The sequence below is a fragment of the Streptomyces sp. NPDC012510 genome (assembly GCF_042955065.1).
GTDB lineage: Bacteria > Actinomycetota > Actinomycetes > Streptomycetales > Streptomycetaceae > Streptomyces.
In genome coordinates this window covers 31,721-48,141 of the sequence record NZ_JBIBEN010000015.1, presented here as the reverse complement: position 1 = coordinate 48,141, position 16,421 = coordinate 31,721, and the positions used below count along the sequence as shown (strand labels likewise).

The 16,421-nt window shown below is 71.3% G+C and carries 13 protein-coding genes; 11 read left to right on the top strand and 2 right to left on the bottom strand.

What is annotated here, in order from left to right:
- The first annotated feature begins 1,635 nt into the window (after positions 1–1,635).
- The 10 genes from ACFY9I_RS26405 to ACFY9I_RS26360 all read left to right on the top strand — a co-directional run bounded on the left by ACFY9I_RS26405 (position 1,636) and on the right by ACFY9I_RS26360 (position 14,408).
- Complete coding sequence (locus ACFY9I_RS26405; protein ID WP_391005699.1) at positions 1,636–2,271, top strand: extensin; 636 nt, start codon at positions 1,636–1,638, stop codon at positions 2,269–2,271.
- A gap of 97 nt (positions 2,272–2,368) precedes the next feature.
- Complete coding sequence (locus ACFY9I_RS26400; protein ID WP_391005697.1) at positions 2,369–2,794, top strand: phage tail protein; 426 nt, start codon at positions 2,369–2,371, stop codon at positions 2,792–2,794.
- Between the two features lie 16 nt (positions 2,795–2,810).
- Positions 2,811–3,536, top strand: coding sequence for a peptidase M23 (locus ACFY9I_RS26395; protein WP_391005696.1), 726 nt, complete (start codon positions 2,811–2,813; stop codon positions 3,534–3,536).
- Positions 3,536–5,437, top strand: a complete 1,902-nt coding sequence (locus ACFY9I_RS26390; protein ID WP_391005694.1) for a VgrG-related protein — start codon at positions 3,536–3,538, stop codon at positions 5,435–5,437. Before ACFY9I_RS26395 ends, ACFY9I_RS26390 begins: the two co-directional genes overlap by 1 nt.
- Before the next feature lie 85 nt (positions 5,438–5,522).
- Positions 5,523–5,984 carry a GPW/gp25 family protein gene (locus ACFY9I_RS26385; RefSeq protein ID WP_391005692.1) on the top strand — a complete coding sequence of 154 codons (462 nt, stop codon included), beginning with the start codon at positions 5,523–5,525 and terminating at the stop codon, positions 5,982–5,984.
- Positions 5,984–7,942, top strand: a complete 1,959-nt coding sequence (locus ACFY9I_RS26380) for a putative baseplate assembly protein (protein ID WP_391005690.1) — start codon at positions 5,984–5,986, stop codon at positions 7,940–7,942. The genes ACFY9I_RS26385 and ACFY9I_RS26380 overlap by 1 nt, the downstream gene beginning before the upstream one ends.
- A gap of 124 nt (positions 7,943–8,066) precedes the next feature.
- Positions 8,067–8,624 carry a phage tail protein gene (locus ACFY9I_RS26375; RefSeq protein ID WP_391005688.1) on the top strand — a complete coding sequence of 186 codons (558 nt, stop codon included), beginning with the start codon at positions 8,067–8,069 and terminating at the stop codon, positions 8,622–8,624.
- Positions 8,621–10,261, top strand: coding sequence for an NADase-type glycan-binding domain-containing protein (locus tag ACFY9I_RS26370; protein ID WP_391005686.1), 1,641 nt, complete (start codon positions 8,621–8,623; stop codon positions 10,259–10,261). The genes ACFY9I_RS26375 and ACFY9I_RS26370 overlap by 4 nt, the downstream gene beginning before the upstream one ends.
- A gap of 263 nt (positions 10,262–10,524) precedes the next feature.
- Entirely contained in the window at positions 10,525–10,908 is a 384-nt protein-coding gene (locus tag ACFY9I_RS26365; RefSeq protein WP_391005684.1) for a TIR domain-containing protein, read from the top strand.
- 32 nt (positions 10,909–10,940) lie between these two features.
- Positions 10,941–14,408, top strand: a complete 3,468-nt coding sequence (locus ACFY9I_RS26360; RefSeq protein ID WP_391005682.1) for a HEAT repeat domain-containing protein — start codon at positions 10,941–10,943, stop codon at positions 14,406–14,408.
- A 109-nt stretch (positions 14,409–14,517) separates the two neighbouring features.
- On the opposite strand, the gene ACFY9I_RS26355 is transcribed toward ACFY9I_RS26360, so the two are convergent.
- Positions 14,518–14,730: an EF-hand domain-containing protein gene (locus ACFY9I_RS26355; RefSeq protein ID WP_391005680.1), complete on the bottom strand. Its 213-nt coding sequence runs from the start codon at positions 14,728–14,730 to the stop codon at positions 14,518–14,520.
- Between the two features lie 71 nt (positions 14,731–14,801).
- Complete coding sequence (locus ACFY9I_RS26350; RefSeq protein WP_391005678.1) at positions 14,802–15,716, bottom strand: MerR family transcriptional regulator; 915 nt, start codon at positions 15,714–15,716, stop codon at positions 14,802–14,804.
- Positions 15,717–15,774: 58 nt separating this feature from the next.
- Here ACFY9I_RS26350 and ACFY9I_RS26345 point away from each other — a divergent pair, with 58 nt between their 5' ends.
- Entirely contained in the window at positions 15,775–16,419 is a 645-nt protein-coding gene (locus ACFY9I_RS26345; RefSeq protein ID WP_391005676.1) for a GNAT family N-acetyltransferase, read from the top strand.
- Positions 16,420–16,421: the final 2 nt, after the last annotated feature.

Sequence of the window (16,421 nt, the reverse complement as noted above, 5' to 3'; positions counted from 1 at the left end):
GCCTCCGTCAGTACCGCGTCGGGGCGTACTGCGTCCGTATCCACGGCATCGGGTTCGACCGAGTCGGATGCGGATCCGACCGGCGGGTCCGTCGGCCCGCGCGGGGCAACGGCGCCTACGCAACCGGCTGTCGGCGCCGACGCCTCGGGGCGTGGACTCGCCGGCACCCAGACCGTCCGCGCCCACACGGGAACTGCTCCGCGTGGCGCCGGAACCGCCATCCAACGGGCTACGGCCGACTCCGCCCGCACGGCGCCCGACTCCGGCCACACGCAAGCCGATTCCGCTGGGACGACAACCCGGCCGGCCGGAGTAGGCACCGGCCCGTTCGGCGCGGGCACCGGCTCCGCGAGCGGTACCGCCACCGGGTCTGGCAGTACGGACAACAGCTCTGCGGGCACGACCGCCGACATCGGTGAAGCCACGACCGCCGGCAGTCCCGGAGGCACGGCCAAAGCCTCTGGCCGCACCGCACCGACGGTCTCCGGCCACGCGGAGGTCAGCGTCCAAAGAGCGGAGGCCGGACCCAACCGTACGGCAGCCACCCCCGGCGCTACCGCCCTCGACTCCGCCGGCACGTCCGTCGGCCCTGGCGGAACCATCGGCGACCCCGGCGGCACCCAGACCAGTCCGAGCAACCCGTCGGCCGGCGCCCAACGGTCCGGGACCGGACTGGGCAACAGGGGTGGTGAGACGGCCGCCGGCACGGCGATCACCGGCGGCATGACACCGGACGGCTCCGGCACGCGGGCGACCGGCCCTGCCACGCCGACGGCCGGTATCCACCGTGCGACAACCGCCTCCGGCCCCAGCGGGACGGCGGCCGGTATGGGCAGTACAGCCACCGGCTCCTCGGGCGAAGGTGCCGACGTCCAGCGGACGGCGACCGATCACGGCCGTACGGCAACCGGTCCCGGCCGTACGGCGGCCACGCCCCCCGGCACGTCGACCGGCCCGTCCGCAACACCGCCCGCGCCCAGCACGGCAGCGGTCGGTCGCGATGCGACGACAAGCGATCGCGGCCGGCCCACGACTGCCCCCGATGCGGTCCTCAGCCCCAGCCCCAGCCCCGGTGCCGGCACCGGCACCGGCACCGGCAGCTGGCCTTCCATCCGCCCCTCAGGCGCCGCCCCGCTCGGCTCGACGCCCACCATCCAGAGGTCGTCAGTGCACGCCGGCGGACCGAGGCGCCTGGGCCTCGGCGCCCCGACCGCCGGAAGCACGGCGGCCGTACCGACCACACCCGCGTCCCCCAGCCCGTCGATCCCTTCCCCTCAGCCGACGGCCCCGACCGCGCCCTCATCCCCCAGCACGACCCACACGGCCGCCCCGGTCCAGCGCCCCCTCCTCGGCGCCCCGCTCACCACCCCGCCCCGGGACGCGAGGCCCATCGCACGTCCCGCCGGCCCCCCTCCCGTACAGCGGGCGGCAACAACACCGCGGGCAAAGCCGAATCCCGGGCACGAACAGCGGCCTGAAGGGGCGCCGGGAACTGCGCGACCAGCCCCACACAAGCCGCAGTCGCCCTCAATCCCGACCCGGCACACTCCCGCACCGGCACCCGCCCGCACCACATCCCCGACGGCAGCACCCGGAGAGCCGAGGGCACCCTTCCCCGCCCCTGCCCCCGCCCCCGTGCGCCCTCTCACCCCCACCCGCGCCCTCACCTCAGCGTTCCCCTCCACCACCACACCCCCCGCCGTCCAACGTCAGCCCTCCCGAACCGCCGTCCCCCTGCGCCGCCCCTCATCCGCCGCCACCGGCCCCGCCGTACAACACCTCACGGCCAACAACCCCACGCCCCGCACCACCCCGGCCACCACGGCCACCCCCCTCACCGTCGCCCCCACGGCAACCTCCCAGCCACCGCAGCGACCGACCACCCGCCCCGCCCGAACAGCCGTCCAGCGCCAAGTAACCGGCCGCCCAACCGCCCCCACCGCCCCACAAACACCGGCCCCGGCCCCCGCCCCCGACCCAACCTCGATCCAGCGGGCCCCGGAGACCCCGCTGAAAAGCGCTCCCACATCCGCCACCCCCCTCCCCCTCTCGCGCCCCCTCCCCCTTCCCACCACCAAGGCCACAGCCGTCTCACCCGTCACCGAGCCCCCCGAGCCGCCCAAGGCCCCCCATTTCGACCCCCGTTCCCTCACCGACTTCCAGCTCGACGAACTCACGCACAAGCTCATCGGCCGGATCACCCGCCTCGTCCGCACCGAACTACGCCTCGACCGCGAACGCGTCGGCAAGCTCCGCGACCCCCGTCACTGACCGCCGTCCAAGGCACCCCGCACGCCGCACCCCGGGCACCGCGCGCCCGGGACACCCCGCACCACCCGACCCCCCGTCCGCAGAAAGGCCCTCCCCGATGCCCCGCGATCTCGACCCGGGCTCCACCATCTTCTTCACGCTGACGATCGACGGCGAGAGCCTCGGGTACTTCAACGGGTGTGAAGGCCTGTCGTCGACGGTGGAGATCGAGCACCGCCAGGAGGGCGGGAACAACGGGTTCGTCTGGCAACTGCCGTCCCGCGTGACGTTCTCGAACATCCGCCTGACGAGGCCGCTGACGCCGGACACGGCGAAGGTCGCGGCCTGGATCTCGTCCGTGTCGACGGGCGTGAAGCGCCCGACGGCCCAGATCGCGGCGCTCCGCGCGGACGGCTCGGAGGTGGCGCACTGGGGGCTGATCGACGTCCTGCCGGTGAGCTGGCAGGGACCGTCCCTGGACCCGGCGAACCCGGGTGTCGCGACGGAGGTCCTGGAGATCACGCACCACGGGTTCACGGACTGAGGGGCGGGGACAGGACATGGCGAAGGGCAGCAAGGGCGGCGCGGGCAAGAGCCTCGTGCGGGCCACACTGGCCATCCACGAGCCGCCGGTCGGGACGAGCACGACACCGGGCGGACTGTTGAAGACGTTCAACTTCGAGTTCAATCCGGCGGAGTTGACGCTGCGCCGGGGCGCCCAGTGGAAGACGACGACGAGCGCGGCCGTACGCGACGGCGCGCTGCCGGAGTTCATGGGGCCCCAGCCCCGGGAGATGAACGTCGAGATCTTCCTCGACTCCTCCGACAAGCCGAGCGGCACCACCGTGCTGAAGAAGGTGGAGTCGCTGCTGTCGTGCTGCGAGGTGACATCGAAGAGCCTCGCCGCGAAGCAGCCGTCGCCGCCGTGGGTGGTGTTCCAGTGGGGGTCGTTCTCGACGGCCCGCTTCACGGCGTACGTCAGTTCCGTGGACGTCACGTACTCCCTGTTCGGGACGACCGGTGTGCCGATCCGGGCCACCTGCCGGATGTCGCTGCACGAGATCCCCAGTACGACCAAGGGGCAGAACCCGACCTCGGGCGCGCTCACCGCGCGAAGCGTGCACCGCGTGGTCGCGGGCGACTCGCTGCAGTCGCTGGCGTGGCGGGAGTACGGGAACGCGGCCGCGTGGCGGGCGATCGCGGAGGCCAACGGCATCGACGACCCGGGGCGCCTGCCCACCGGCATCGAACTCGTCCTGCCCGCCGCCGAGGAGGTGGGATTCTGATGGTGAAGCCGTCCTTCTCCAACGTCATCCATGTCACCCTCGACGGCGCCAAGCTGCCCACCGAGTACGCCGATCTGCTGGTCGGCGGCTGGGTCGATCTGGGGGCAGGGGTGCCCGGAGCGTTCCGGCTGACGTTCCGGGACCCGCACGGGCTGCTGCTGGGCAAGCTCGACGTCCGGTTCGGCACCAAGGTGGTCATCGCGCCGGTCGCCGACGGGCAGGGCGCGGCGTCCCCGCTGCTCACCGGTGAGGTCACCGGCATGGAGACCGACTACGACGGCACGGGGACGTTCACCGTCGTGCGTGGCTACGACCCGGGGCACCGGCTGATGCGGGTGCGCAGGGTGGCGGCGTACCGCAACCAGACGGCCGCCGACATCGCCCGCAAGCTGGCTGCGATGAACGGCATCCCCGTCGGTCAGGTGCAGGGCACGAGGACGGTCTACGACTTCATCTCCCAGTCGAACGTGACGGACTGGGACTTCCTCGCGCGGCTCGCCGACGAGAACGAGATGGTGATGTCGCTGGACGCCAAGGGCAAGTTCCAGTTCGTCAGGCCGAAGCCGGCGTCGGGTGCGCCCCCGACGAGCACCCCCGGCGAGAAGAGCCCCTTCGTGCTGCAGGCCGGCGTGGACATTCTGCGCTGTCGCGCCGCCGTCACCGCCGCCGACCAGGTCGGCAAGGTCGAGGCACGCGGCTGGAACGTCACGACGAAGAAGAAGCTCACCGCGGTCACCCCGGCGACCACCAACCCCGGTATCGCCATCGGCACCAGCCCGCAGAAGGCGGCGGGCGCGTTCAAGGCCGCCAAGCTGGTCGAGACGGACACCCCGTACGACCTCCAGACCGAGGTCACGCACGCCGCCGGTTCCCTCGCCGACGACATCACCTCCTCCTTCGCGGAACTGGAGGTCACGGTGCGCGGCAACCCGCGGCTGCGGCCCGGTGTGCCGGTCACGCTCACCGAGGTGGGCGCCCCGTTCGAAGGCAAGTACACCTGCACGTCCGTGCGGCACTCCTTCGGCGACGGTAGCCACTACGAGACCTGGGTGACCGTCAGCGGACGGCAGTGGCGCTCGCTGTTCGGCCTGACCTCGGGCGGCACCACCGCCGCGCCCCGGCTGCCCAGTGTGGCCAACGCCCTCGTCACCGACGTCCAGGATCCGCTGAAGCAGGGCCGGGTGAAGCTGCAGTTCCCGTGGCTGGACGACACCTACGTCAGCGACTGGACGCGGACGGTGCAGATGGGCGGCAAGGGCGGCGGCGGGATCTTCCCTCTGGACGTCGGCGACGAGGTGCTGGTCGCCTTCGACCGGGGCGCGTTGGACCACCCGTTCGTGATCGGCGGCCTCTACAACGGTGTGGACAAGCCGACCCCGGTGAAGGACATGTGGCTGCACGACCCGGTCAAGAAGAAGGCGATCCTGCACACCCTGTCGGACCGCGAGGGCAACCGGGTCGACCTGCTCAGTCAGCAGACCGGCCTGCGCAAGCAGGGCGTTCGGATCGCCAGCGGCAACGACAAGCTGATCATCAATCTGGACCGGACGAAGACCGAGATCACAGTGGACAGCAAGGGCGCGGTCAGCATCACGGGCGGCACCTCGGTGTCCGTGAAGGCCGGGACCGATCTGACGCTGAGCGCGCTGCGGTCCGTGACCATCCGCAGCGGTGGACCGCTCAACCTCCAGGGCCAGGGCATGGTCGGGCTCAGGTCGCTCGGCGGCGCGGTCAACGTGCACGCGGTGGGCGCCCTGACGATGAGCGCGGCCGGTGCCGCGACGATCAGCGCGGCCGGGACCGTCCAGATCAACGCGGTCGGGCAGGCGGCGCTCCGGGCGGCCAACGTCGACATCGCGGGCATCGTCACCGTCAACAAGAAGCCGTACCCGATCCCGTGACGGCCCGGCGATCGCTCATCAGAACACGTACGTCGGCGACACGTACGTCAGAAGCACGTACGTCAGAAAGGAGCGTGGCCCGCTGATGGCCGAGCAGTTCGTCGGATCCGGCTGGGCGTTCCCGCTGCGCATCGGGCCCACCGGGGGTATCGCCCTGGTCAGCGGGGAACGCGAGATCGAGGAGGCCATCCGGCTCGTGCTGGCCACCGCGCCGGGTGAGCGGCCGATGCGCCCCGAGTTCGGCTGCGCCATCCACGACCTGGTGTTCGCGCCGGTCAACGAGGCCACCGCAGGCCGTATCCAGCACGAGGTGTACGCGAGCCTCGACCGCTGGGAGCCCCGTATCGAGGTGACCGACGTGGAGGTGACGGCGGGCTCCGACCAGGGCGTGCTCTTCATCGACGTGCGCTACGCGATCCGCGGCACCAACAACCCGCGCAGCCTGGTCTTCCCGTTCTACGTCATCCCCTCCCACGACGAGCCGGGCCTCGCCTCCGAAGGCTCCGACCGTCCCGAAGGCTCCGACCGTCCTGAAAGCGACCACTGATGGCACTGCCCTCCCCGAACCTCGACGACCGCCGCTTCCAGCAGTTCGTCGACGACGCCAAGCGTTACATCCAGCAGCGGGCCCCGGAGTGGACCGACCACAACGTCTCCGACCCCGGCGTCACCCTGGTGGAGACGGTCGCCCACATGGCCGACCAGATCGTCTACCGGCTCAACCGGGTGCCGGACAAGAACCACCTGGCGTTCCTGGACCTGGTGGGCATCACCCTGTTCCCGCCGTCGGCCGCGCGCACGGAGGTGACCTTCTGGCTGTCGGCGCCGCAGGAGGAACCGGTCCTCCTGCCCGTGGGCACGGAGGTCGCCACCGTGCGCACCGAGAGCGAGGAGGCGGTCGTCTTCGCCACCGAACGCGAACTGACCGTCGTGCCCTGCGCGTTGCGGAACCTCGTGGTGCAGTTGAGCGGTGAGCCGGTCGCCGACCGGACGACCGACCTCGCCGAGGGCAAGGACCTGATGTGCTTCGCCGAGTCCCCTCGCCCCGGCGACTGCATGCTGTTCGGGCTCACCGCCGCCGTGCCGAACTGTGCCGTCGTGCTGGAGCTGGACAGCCGCGTCGACGGCGTCGGCGTGGACCCCCGGCAGCCGCCGCTGGTCTGGGAGGCGTGGACCGAGGACGGCTGGACGGCCTGCGAGGTCGACCGGGACGGCACCGGCGGTCTCAACCGCCCGGGCGAGGTGGTCCTGCACGTCCCCGGCGGGCACACCCTGTCCCGCACCGGCGGGCAGGAGGCCGGCTGGCTGCGCTGCCGGGTCACCGAGCCCCTCCCCGGCCAGCCCTTCTACACCACCTCGCCGACCGTCCGCGCCGCCGAGGCCTTCACCATCGGCGGCACCACCGTCTCCGTCCACGCCGAGACCGTGTACGACGAGGCGCTCGGCGAGTCCACCGGCCTGCCCGGCCAGCGGCTGCGGCTCGCCCACTTCCCCGTCGTGGGCGACACCCCGCCCGTCCTGCTCCAGACCGCCGAGCACGACGGCTGGACCGACTGGGAGGTCGTCCCCTCCTTCGCCGGGTCGGCCCCGTACGACCGGCACATCACCCTCGACGCCGCCACCGGCGAGATCGCCTTCGGCCCGGCGGTACGGGAACCCGACGGAACCCTGCGCCAGTACGGGGCCGTCGCCCCCAAGGGCGCCGTGATCCGCGCCCTGCGCTACCGCACCGGCGGCGGCCGCGCCGGCAACGTCGCCCGGGGCGCCGTCCGGGTGCTGCGCACCTCCGTCCCGTACGTCTCCGAGGTCGTCAACCGGGAGGCGGCGCGCGGCGGTGTGGACGCCGAGACCGTGGAGGAGGCGAAGGTCCGGGCGCCGATCACCCTGCGCGCCCAGGAACGCGCGGTGACGCTGCGCGACTACGAGGAACTCGCCCGCCGCGCCGCCCCCGAGACCGCCCGCATCACCTGTCTGGAGGGCGAGGAGGGCGAGCACGGGGCGTACGCGGTACGGGTCCTGGTGGTGCCCCAGGCGGTCCCGGACCCCGGCGGCCGGCTGCGCTTCGAACAACTCGTCCCCGGTGACGCCCTGTTGCGCCGCATCACCCGCCACCTGGACGAACGCCGCCTCATCGGCACCCGGTTGGCGGTGGGCCCGCCCTTCTACCAGGGCATCACCGTCGTCGCCACGCTGCACGCGTTCCGAGGCACCGACACCGACCGGGTGCGCCGCCGGGCCCACGACGCCCTCTACCGTCATCTCGACCCGCTGACCGGCGGCGCCGACGGCCGGGGCTGGCCCTTCGGCCGCCCCGTCCAGTCCGGCGAGGTCTTCGCCGTCCTCCAGCGCGTCCCCGGTGTCGAACTCGTCGACGACGTCCAGCTCCACCCCGCCGACCCCCTCACCGGCAAACGCGGCGAGGCCACCGACCGTATCGACCTCTCTCCCCCGTCCCTGGTCTTCTCCTACGACCACCGGGTCCGAGTGATCGGGGACAAGCAGTGAGGGGTACCGACGCCCTTTCCACTGTGGGCAAACGTTCCGCGGGTCGGAACGGGTGGGCACAGCCTGCGGCGCCGGGCGCCGATCGAACCCCGCCCGCCCAAGGCCACCGGACGGAGGGTGCCCCATGAGGGGCTCCATCGACGGCCTCGGCTCCTCCACTCCCATCGGCACGATGCTCCCGGCCGTGTTCGCCGACGACGACCTCGCCCAACGCTTCGTCGGCGGCCTGGACGACGTCCTCGCCCCGATCCTCTCCGTCCTCGACTGCCTGGACTCCTACTTCACACCGTCCCTGGCCCCCGTGGACTTCACCCGGTGGCTGGCAAGCTGGGTCGGCGCCGAAACGGACGGCACGGAACCGGAGGCCCGGCTACGCGCCGCCGTCGCCGCCGCCGCGTACCTGCACCGCGTACGGGGCACCCGGCGCGGCCTGTCCGAGGCGGTACGCCTGGTCTTCGGCGTGACCCCTGAGATCACCGAGAGCGGCGCCGCCTCCTGGGACGCCCGCCCGCTCGGCCCGGTCCCCGGTGAACACCGCCCCCGCCTGCACGTGACCCTGCGCCTGCCCGACCCCGCTCCCGCGGACGAACACCGACTGGACAGCCTGGTGGCCGCCGCCCGCCCCGCCCACATGCCCTACACGGTCCAGGTGACCGCCGCCGAAAGGATCCCCGAGAGATGACCAGCCAGACCCCCGACACCGGCCGGGCCCAGAGCTGCGCCGAGTGCGGAACCCGCGGGGAGCCCGGCCAGTCCTTCTGCGACGCGTGCGGCGCGGTACTCGGCTGGTCCGAAACCCCCGGCCGCGCGACCGCACCCCGCCGGACACCGCACACCTCCGGAGCGCCGGCGCCCGGTCCGACGCCCGGTGCCTCCGCCCGTGCGGAACCCGAGAGCCTCGCTCGCGGCGAGGCGCCGGCCTCGACCTCGGCGAACACCGGCCACACGGCGAACACCGGCCACACGGCGGACGCGACCCCCGACGCCGCGAGCACCGGACACCCGACCTCGACAGCCTCCACCCCGGCACAGGACCCGGCACAGGCACAAGCCCCGGCCCCGGCCCCGGCGAACGTCGCCGGAGTCGCGCCGGCCGAGGACACTCCCGGCTGGGACGCCCTCGCGCACCCGGGCGCCGGAACGGGCACCGCCCGCACCGGCCACGACACGGCCCAGGCCCTGTCCGCCGCACCGGCCGCCCCCACCGGCCTCCGCACCCCGCAGACCGCCCCGGCCCCCCGAACGGACACACCCGCCACCACCCCGCCCACGACCGCCGGCTCGGGCACCGCAACCCCGACGCCCCCGGCGACGGCAGCCGAGCCCTCACCCGCTGCCTCCCCGGGACCAACCCCGTCGGCCCTCCACCCCCACCACGACGACCAGGCCACCACCACCCCCGTCCCCTCAGCCTCCTCCCCCTCCGCCGCAGACCGGGCCAGGTCCCTCCTCGTCCCCGTCGCGGACCCCGAGCCCCGTGCTCCGGCGGAGCCGGCCGTCGCACCCGTGCTGCCGGGCCGACCGGAAGTGCAACGCCCCCAAGTACGCGCGCCCGGAGCGGAGTTCGGCGCGGAGGGCGGCGTGCCCTGCCCGTGGTGCGGGACTCCCACCCGGCCGGACCGGCACTTCTGCGCGCGCTGTGCGATGCCGATGGCGGGCCGTCCACAGCCCCCGGGGCGGCTGCCGTGGTGGCGCCGGGTGCTGAACGGCCGCGCCACGGAGACCCCGTGGGCGGGTGACCGCCCCCGCCTGCGCCGCGGCTTCGGCCGGATACTGAACTGGGTGGTCGGCGCCCTCGTCCTCACCCTGCTGGTGACCCTCGCCTTCCAGATCGACGACGGCTATCAGACGGCCCGCGACCACTTCGCCAAGCGCGCCGCGGTGACCCCGGACACCTTCACGGCCTCCCGCTCGTTCCCCGGCCACAAGCCGGGGTTGGCCTTCGACATGCGCAGCAACACCTGGTGGGGGCCGGGTGTCACGCAGTCGGGTGAGGGCGAGTGGCTGGAGGCCAAGTTCGAGCAGCCGACACGTCTGCTCGACGTGATCATCACCCCCGGCGTGTCGAAGAAGGTGGACACGCTCTCGGAGTCGGCCCTCCCGCACCGTATCGAGGCGACGATCACCGCCGCCGACGGCTCCACCTCCACCAAGAACCTCGTCCTCGACCAGGGCGCGGGCGGCCAACGCCGCAAGTTCCGCGTCGGCGAGGCCGTGGCCGTCCGCTTCACCATCCGCTCCGCCTACGGCGCCGATGCCAAGAAGCAGGTCGCCATAGCCGAGATCGAATTCTTCGGCCGTTCCACCAGCGACGTCTGAGAGGCCTGCTCTCCTCCGTACGCGGGGGTGAGCAGGCACCCGACCACAGGCACGAGGCAGGGATCGGAAGAGACCACGCCGCGCTGCGGGGACAGGGCCGGAGGGACACGAACTGGCCCTGAGCCGCGCAGCGTTGACCTCGCTCGGAGGGGTCCCGCTCGGCAGGGCACACGCGTAGCATTGGCTGACCGACGTACAGGCCCGGCACTGTGACCGTCTCCCGTCGTGTCACACATGCCCTGCTTCCAGGGGGAAAGCTCCAGTTGGCGAATGTCTTCATCAGCCATCGCAAAGACGACACGGCCCTGGCAGAGCGACTGGCCGGGAATCTCTCCTCCGCCGGACACACCGTGTGGTTCGACGAATGGGAGATCCATCTGGGCGATTCCATCACCGAAAGAATCAACGCCGGACTGGAAGGAAGCTCCTATCTCGTCCTGTGCTATTCGGCGTCGGGTGTGACGAGTCCATGGATCTCGCGTGAGTGGATGTCCACCCTCTACCGCCAACTCGAAGGTCACGGTGTGCGCATTCTCCCGGTGAACTTCGGCGGCTCGGCTCCGGCGATCCTCGCCGACCTGAAGTACGCCGATATGTCGGCGGACTGGGACGCCGGTCTCGGCCAGTTGCTCAAAGCGATCCGCTGACCAGTCGGACCGCTCATCAGGGAGGGCAACGCATGGTGCAGGTCCTGATCGCGCACGCGGAAGGTGAAGAGCGGCTCGCCGAGCGCATCGCCGAACCCCTGCAGCAGGCCGGATACGAGGTCATCCACCACGGCACGCTCTTTCTGGGTGAATCACTTGCCGAAAAGGCATCGCAGGCGATATCCCAGGGATGTCCGATCGTCCTGTGCGGAACCGTCGCGGCCCTCGGCACCGGTTGGGCCCACCGGCTCGTCCATGCCGCGAAGATCCAGTCCGGGGCCAGGGTCTTCGCTCTGCAGATGGACGAGAAGGCCTACCTGGACATGCTCACCCTCGACAGCAAGATCGCACGCTTCTGGCTGGATCCGAACCAGGCGATCTCCGAGCTGATCGAGGCCCTGGCCGAGTACTACCCGGCCGGTCAGAGGGGAAAGCAGCGGACAGGGCACGACCTGGAGCGCAGATACCGGGAAGTCGCCCTCAAGACATGTGACATCGTGGATCTCGCCAATCTCCCCATCAGTGATCGTGATCTGGCCACCAAGGAGCTGCTGCTCCGCAGTCTGTACGTATCGCTGCGTGTCGGGGTCGACATCCCTCCGGGCACCGAATCGCAGGAACTCGACACCAAGCTTCAGGACATCGAAGGGCGCCGGAAGGCTCCCGACGGGGCACGAGGCACGGCCAAGCGCTTCTCGGTGGGCGAGCGGCTTCAGGCCTCGAAACGCCTCGTCGTACTCGGGGATCCCGGCGCCGGTAAGAGCACCATGCTGCGGTGGATCGCGACCGCCTATCTGCTGCGGATGAAGGCGGACCCCGACTGGAACCAGTTGCCGGACGCCGGCACGCTCCCCGACACCGACTGGCTGCCGCTGCTCATCCGCTGCCGGGAGATCGACGAGAGCAAGGACCTGGGCTCACTCGAAGAGATCATCCGGCAACATCTGCGCAACTACCAGTTCTCGGACCGAGATGCGGAAAGCCTCGCGGCGACCCTGCTCGACGCTATTCGGGACGGACGGGTTCTCCTCCTGTTCGACGGCTTGGACGAGATCTCCCATCCGGCTCTGCGTGCCAAGTTCTGCCGACACATCGAGCAGGTCCACATCGCCTATCCGGAATCCTCGATCATCGTCACGTCCCGGATCGTCGGTTACCGCGAGATGGGAGTGCGTATCACGCGGGGCTTCGAGCATGTGACGGTGCTGGATCTCACGCCCGAGGACAAGAACGACTTCGCTCATCGTTGGTGCACCGTGACCGAGCCGATGATGCGCAGGGAGAGTGCGGCGCGGGAACTCATCACCGATATCCACAGCACGGACCGCATCGAACGTCTCACGGGCAATCCGATGCTGCTGACCACGATGGCGCTCGTCAAGAAGAAAGTGGGCAAGCTGCCCAGCCACCGGGCCGACCTCTACCGCGAGGCCGTGGACGTCCTCCTGAACTGGCGTATCGACGTGGACGAGAGGCTGGACCGGCACGAGGCGCTCCCCCAACTCCAGTATCCCGCCTACGTGATGTGCGACGCCGGTGTCCAGCAGTTGCGGGAGGACGAGGTCGTCGAGACTCTGGAACGGATGCGGGAGGAGTTCCCCACCGTCCGGGCAGCCCTTCGGCACTCGACGTTGATGTTCCTGCGCCTCCTGGAACGACGCACGGGCATCCTCGTCGAGTCCGGCCACACGCGTCACAACGGCCGTCTTGTGCCTGTGTTCGAGTTCCGCCACCTGACCTTCCAGGAGTACCTCGCGGGGCTGGCGCTGGTGGAACGCCGGTTTCCCGGACGGGACCGCCGAAAGCCCCTGGCGGACCAAGTGGCCGTTCTCGCCGGGCAGACGGCGCCGATGTCGTACGAAGGCCATGTCGACGCTGTGGTGACCGAGAACTGGCGCGAAGCGATCCGGCTGTGCGTGATGTCCTGCAACGACGACGAGGTGGACGACATCCTGCGCGCCATCGTCCTGCCGCCGGAAGGGGAGCAGACGGACACGACCGCACGCGCGCGGGCCGTGCTGGCCTGCTCATGCCTCTCGGACGAACCCAACGTCGGTGAGGAGACGGCGCTGGAGGTCATCGAACGGTTCATCGATGAAGTAACAGAGACCGACGCCAACAGCTTTGTCGGACGATCCGCCGCCGACGCGGCCATCAAGGAGGTGGCCGACTCCCTGTGGGGGGCTGTCCTCAGCCGCCGGGTCGTGGCCCGCTGTCTGAGCGCCCCTGAGGAGTTCGAGAGGATCTCGGGTGTCGCGGCCACCGTACTGGGTGCGTCCGTGCCCTCGGACCGGGCAGAGCTGGAGAACTGGGTGCGGAACCAGACGGCGCTGCTCGTCGAGCCGCAGGCCGAGGTCGCGATCGAAGCGGCCCTCGCACTGATGGAAGCCGCGTACAGAGACACCATCGTCGTGGTCCCCGACCTGGTGCCCCGGCTGACGGCACTGCTCACTCGCGGACCGTGTGAGGCCAATGCCGCCGCGTGGGCCCTGCGCTGGGCCCGCACGACCAATGCGGAGTCGGGGGCGTGGACGCCCACGGAGCACGAGCTGGACGCACTGGCGGAGGCCATCGCCACCATCGATCTTCCCCCGTCCGCCATGAGTCGCCTGCTGACCTGCTTCGACGCGGCAGCGGGGCAACGCCACCCCGATGTGGCTCCTCGGATGATCGAGCACTTCGCCTCGGCCACACCGTCGTTGCGCGGCTTGCTCGTGGAGCACTACGCGACGGTCTTCCCCGAGGCGATCGACCCGGTGCTCTCGATGCTGCACCACCCCGACGACGCTGTGCACCGCAGTGCGGTGCTCCTTCTGGCCCAGATGCACCACTGGCGGGCCGTGGAACCACTGCTGGAGCAGTTGGCTGCCGGCAAGGATGATTACGAGGTCCACGCGGCAGTCGTCCTGGGCCTCGGCCGACTGGGTGACAGACGGGCGGTGAAACCACTGCTGGAGCAGCTGGCCGGGGCACCGGACCTTCTGCAGGTGGACATCGCCGAGGCCTTGGGCGCGCTGGGCGACGAACGGGCGGTGGAACCCCTTCTGTCCATCCTCACCGACCCCGACGGCATCCCGCGCACCCACGTCGTCCAGGCCCTCGCCAGGATCGGTGATCCGCAAGCAGTGGAGCCTCTCCGAGCGCACACCCGGTCCGGGCCGTCCGACCTCTTGACGGTCGCACTGGCGCTGCTGGGCGACGCGGACGCCCAGCATGCCGTTCAGCAGGCCATGACGGACGAGTCCGCCGTGGTGAGACGGGACGTCCTGTGGTCTCTGGCCTCCCTCGAAACCGACCGCACGCTACGGGTACTTCTGTCGCGGGATCACGACGCCATCTTTCCCGGCATCGATCCCGCGGAAGAAGTGAGCGAGTCGGTCCTGGAGGACTACGCCAAGGCCACCCGGCTCTCCGTCGACGAAGTCCGCGCACGGTACGAAGAACTGTCGGAGCGCTACGGCCTGCGACTGTCCTGGTCGCGCCGGCCCAGCGTGGCCTGACGGCTCGGTTCACCGGCGCCGGCCGGTGGTGGCACAGCTCAGCGGCCGAGTACGGCAAAGGGGCGCTCCCTCCGCATCACACGGTGGCGGCGCCCCTCTCACCTGCGGCTCACTTGTCCAGGTGGGCCCAGAACTCGTCGAACGACAGGAGCTTGTCGCCGTTGATGTCGCGGGTGCGGATGATGACCTCCGCCACGGACTCGGTGACGTTCCAGTCGCCCGCCTGGGCGAGGGCGGTCTTGAACTCGGCGGCGGTGATGAACCCGTCACCGTCCGCGTCGATCCGCTGGAACTCCTTGCGTGCTGCCTCGATGTCCGCCACCGATCCGCCCCTTCTTGGTGCCCTGCCTCTTCCAGGCAGTCCTGCCGACAGTCCTACTGACGCAGGTCAGGTTAACCGGCCGCACGAGCGCGCAGTGCGGCGACCACCCATGCGAACTCCGCCTCGTGCGACGACAGGGGCTCCACGCCCCGCACGCGCGCGGCCAGCTCACGGAACCGGGCCATCTCCGTGTGCGCCGCCGAGGTGACGCGGTCCAGCACGGCGGCCCGGTCGGCGTCGCCGAGCAGGCCGGTCAGGGTCTCCTCCGCGGCGGGCGACGCGGGGTCCACGCCCGCGCGCAGCGCCTCCCCCGCGAGCTGCACCAGGCGGCTCATGAACCACAGGGAGGTGCCCGCCGGCACCTCGGGCCCCCGGTCCGCCGCGTTGAACTCGACCACCTGCCGCATCCGCGCCCGGAACCCGGGGTCCTGGAGCATCTCCGCCAGCTCCACCCAGGCGTCCACCTGCTCGGGCGTGGGGTCCTCCGGCAGATCCGCGAGGCCGAACCGCAGCCGCGTACGGATGTCGGGGTCCGCGGTGTCGAGTCCTCCGAAGGTCTCCTCCATGAAGTCGTCGATGATCCGCCCCCGTTCGGCGGCGGACAGTCTGGCCAGTCTGTTCATCAGGGTCATCTCCTCCGCGGTCGAGCCGCGTCGCGCCACGGTCGACAGCACCGCCCGGGTCACCCTCAGGGCACGGATCTGCGCGTCCAGCGCGGCCACGTGCGTGGCCGCCACCTCCGCGACGGTCGTCTCGCCCGCGAGCACCCGCCGTACGTGGTCCAGGCCGAGGCCCAGCTCGCGCAGGGTGCGGACGAGCTCCAGCCGGGCCACGGACTCGGCGTCGTACAGCCGGTAGCCTCCCGCGCTGCGGGTGACGGGGTGCAGGACGCCCTCGTCGGACCAGTAGCGGATCGTGCGGACGGACAGGCCGCAGGCGCGGGCGAGCTGCCCGATGGTGAAAAGGCCGGTGCCGTTCTCGATCATGTCTGGGAGTCTGGGCCTTCCAGTGGGTGGAGACTCAAGGGGAAGCGCGAGGAGCACGGTGGTCAGGACTCTGCGGGACATTCTCGACGCGGCGGCCGAGGGGGTCTTTCCACCGCCGGACGGTGGTACGACCGTCGTCCCCCAGCCCTCCGGCCGCGACGCGGGCGTCCTGGCCTTCACCGCGCACTCGGTCGTCTTCACCGACGAGGACCCGGCCTGGGTGTACGAGGCCCTGCGCGCCGTCGACTGCGACGCTCTCGCGGCGACCATGAACGCCCGGTTCCTCGCCGCCCTGATGGACCGCACCGGGCGCCGGGGCGACACGGTCGACGTGCTGACGGTGGGTTCCCCGCTGCCGGGTGAGCCGGCACTCGCCCTGACGGAGATCGACGATCCCCGGCATCCCCGGGTCGTGAGTTCCCGCAGGCGGCGCGACGACGTGCGGGTGTGGGTGACGCAGGACGGCGGCGGTCTGCTGGTCCTCGGGCGCGGGGTCGCGGGGCGGCTGGAGGTGGCGATCGAGGTGGCTGAGGACGTACGGCACCGGGGGCTCGGCCGGGCGCTGGTGCGTGCGGCACGGCAGTTGGGCGGGGGCGAGCCGGTGTGGGCGCAGGTGTCGGCGGGGAACGCCCGCAGTATGCGGGCGTTCCAGGCGGCGGGTTACCGTCCGGTGGGCTCAGAGATGCTGCTCAGCGCGCCCTGAGC

Bases quoted from the DNA above. Each gene is read 5' to 3' on its own strand.
- ACFY9I_RS26400 (WP_391005697.1), top strand. From the start codon at position 2,369: ATGCCCCGCGATCTCGACCCGGGCTCCACCATCTTCTTCACGCTGACG.
- ACFY9I_RS26395 (WP_391005696.1), top strand. From the start codon at position 2,811: ATGGCGAAGGGCAGCAAGGGCGGCGCGGGCAAGAGCCTCGTGCGGGCC.
- ACFY9I_RS26390 (WP_391005694.1), top strand. From the start codon at position 3,536: ATGGTGAAGCCGTCCTTCTCCAACGTCATCCATGTCACCCTCGACGGC.
- ACFY9I_RS26385 (WP_391005692.1), top strand. From the start codon at position 5,523: ATGGCCGAGCAGTTCGTCGGATCCGGCTGGGCGTTCCCGCTGCGCATC.
- ACFY9I_RS26380 (WP_391005690.1), top strand. From the start codon at position 5,984: ATGGCACTGCCCTCCCCGAACCTCGACGACCGCCGCTTCCAGCAGTTC.
- ACFY9I_RS26375 (WP_391005688.1), top strand. From the start codon at position 8,067: ATGAGGGGCTCCATCGACGGCCTCGGCTCCTCCACTCCCATCGGCACG.
- ACFY9I_RS26370 (WP_391005686.1), top strand. From the start codon at position 8,621: ATGACCAGCCAGACCCCCGACACCGGCCGGGCCCAGAGCTGCGCCGAG.
- ACFY9I_RS26360 (WP_391005682.1), top strand. From the start codon at position 10,941: ATGGTGCAGGTCCTGATCGCGCACGCGGAAGGTGAAGAGCGGCTCGCC.
- ACFY9I_RS26350 (WP_391005678.1), bottom strand. From the start codon at position 15,716: ATGATCGAGAACGGCACCGGCCTTTTCACCATCGGGCAGCTCGCCCGC.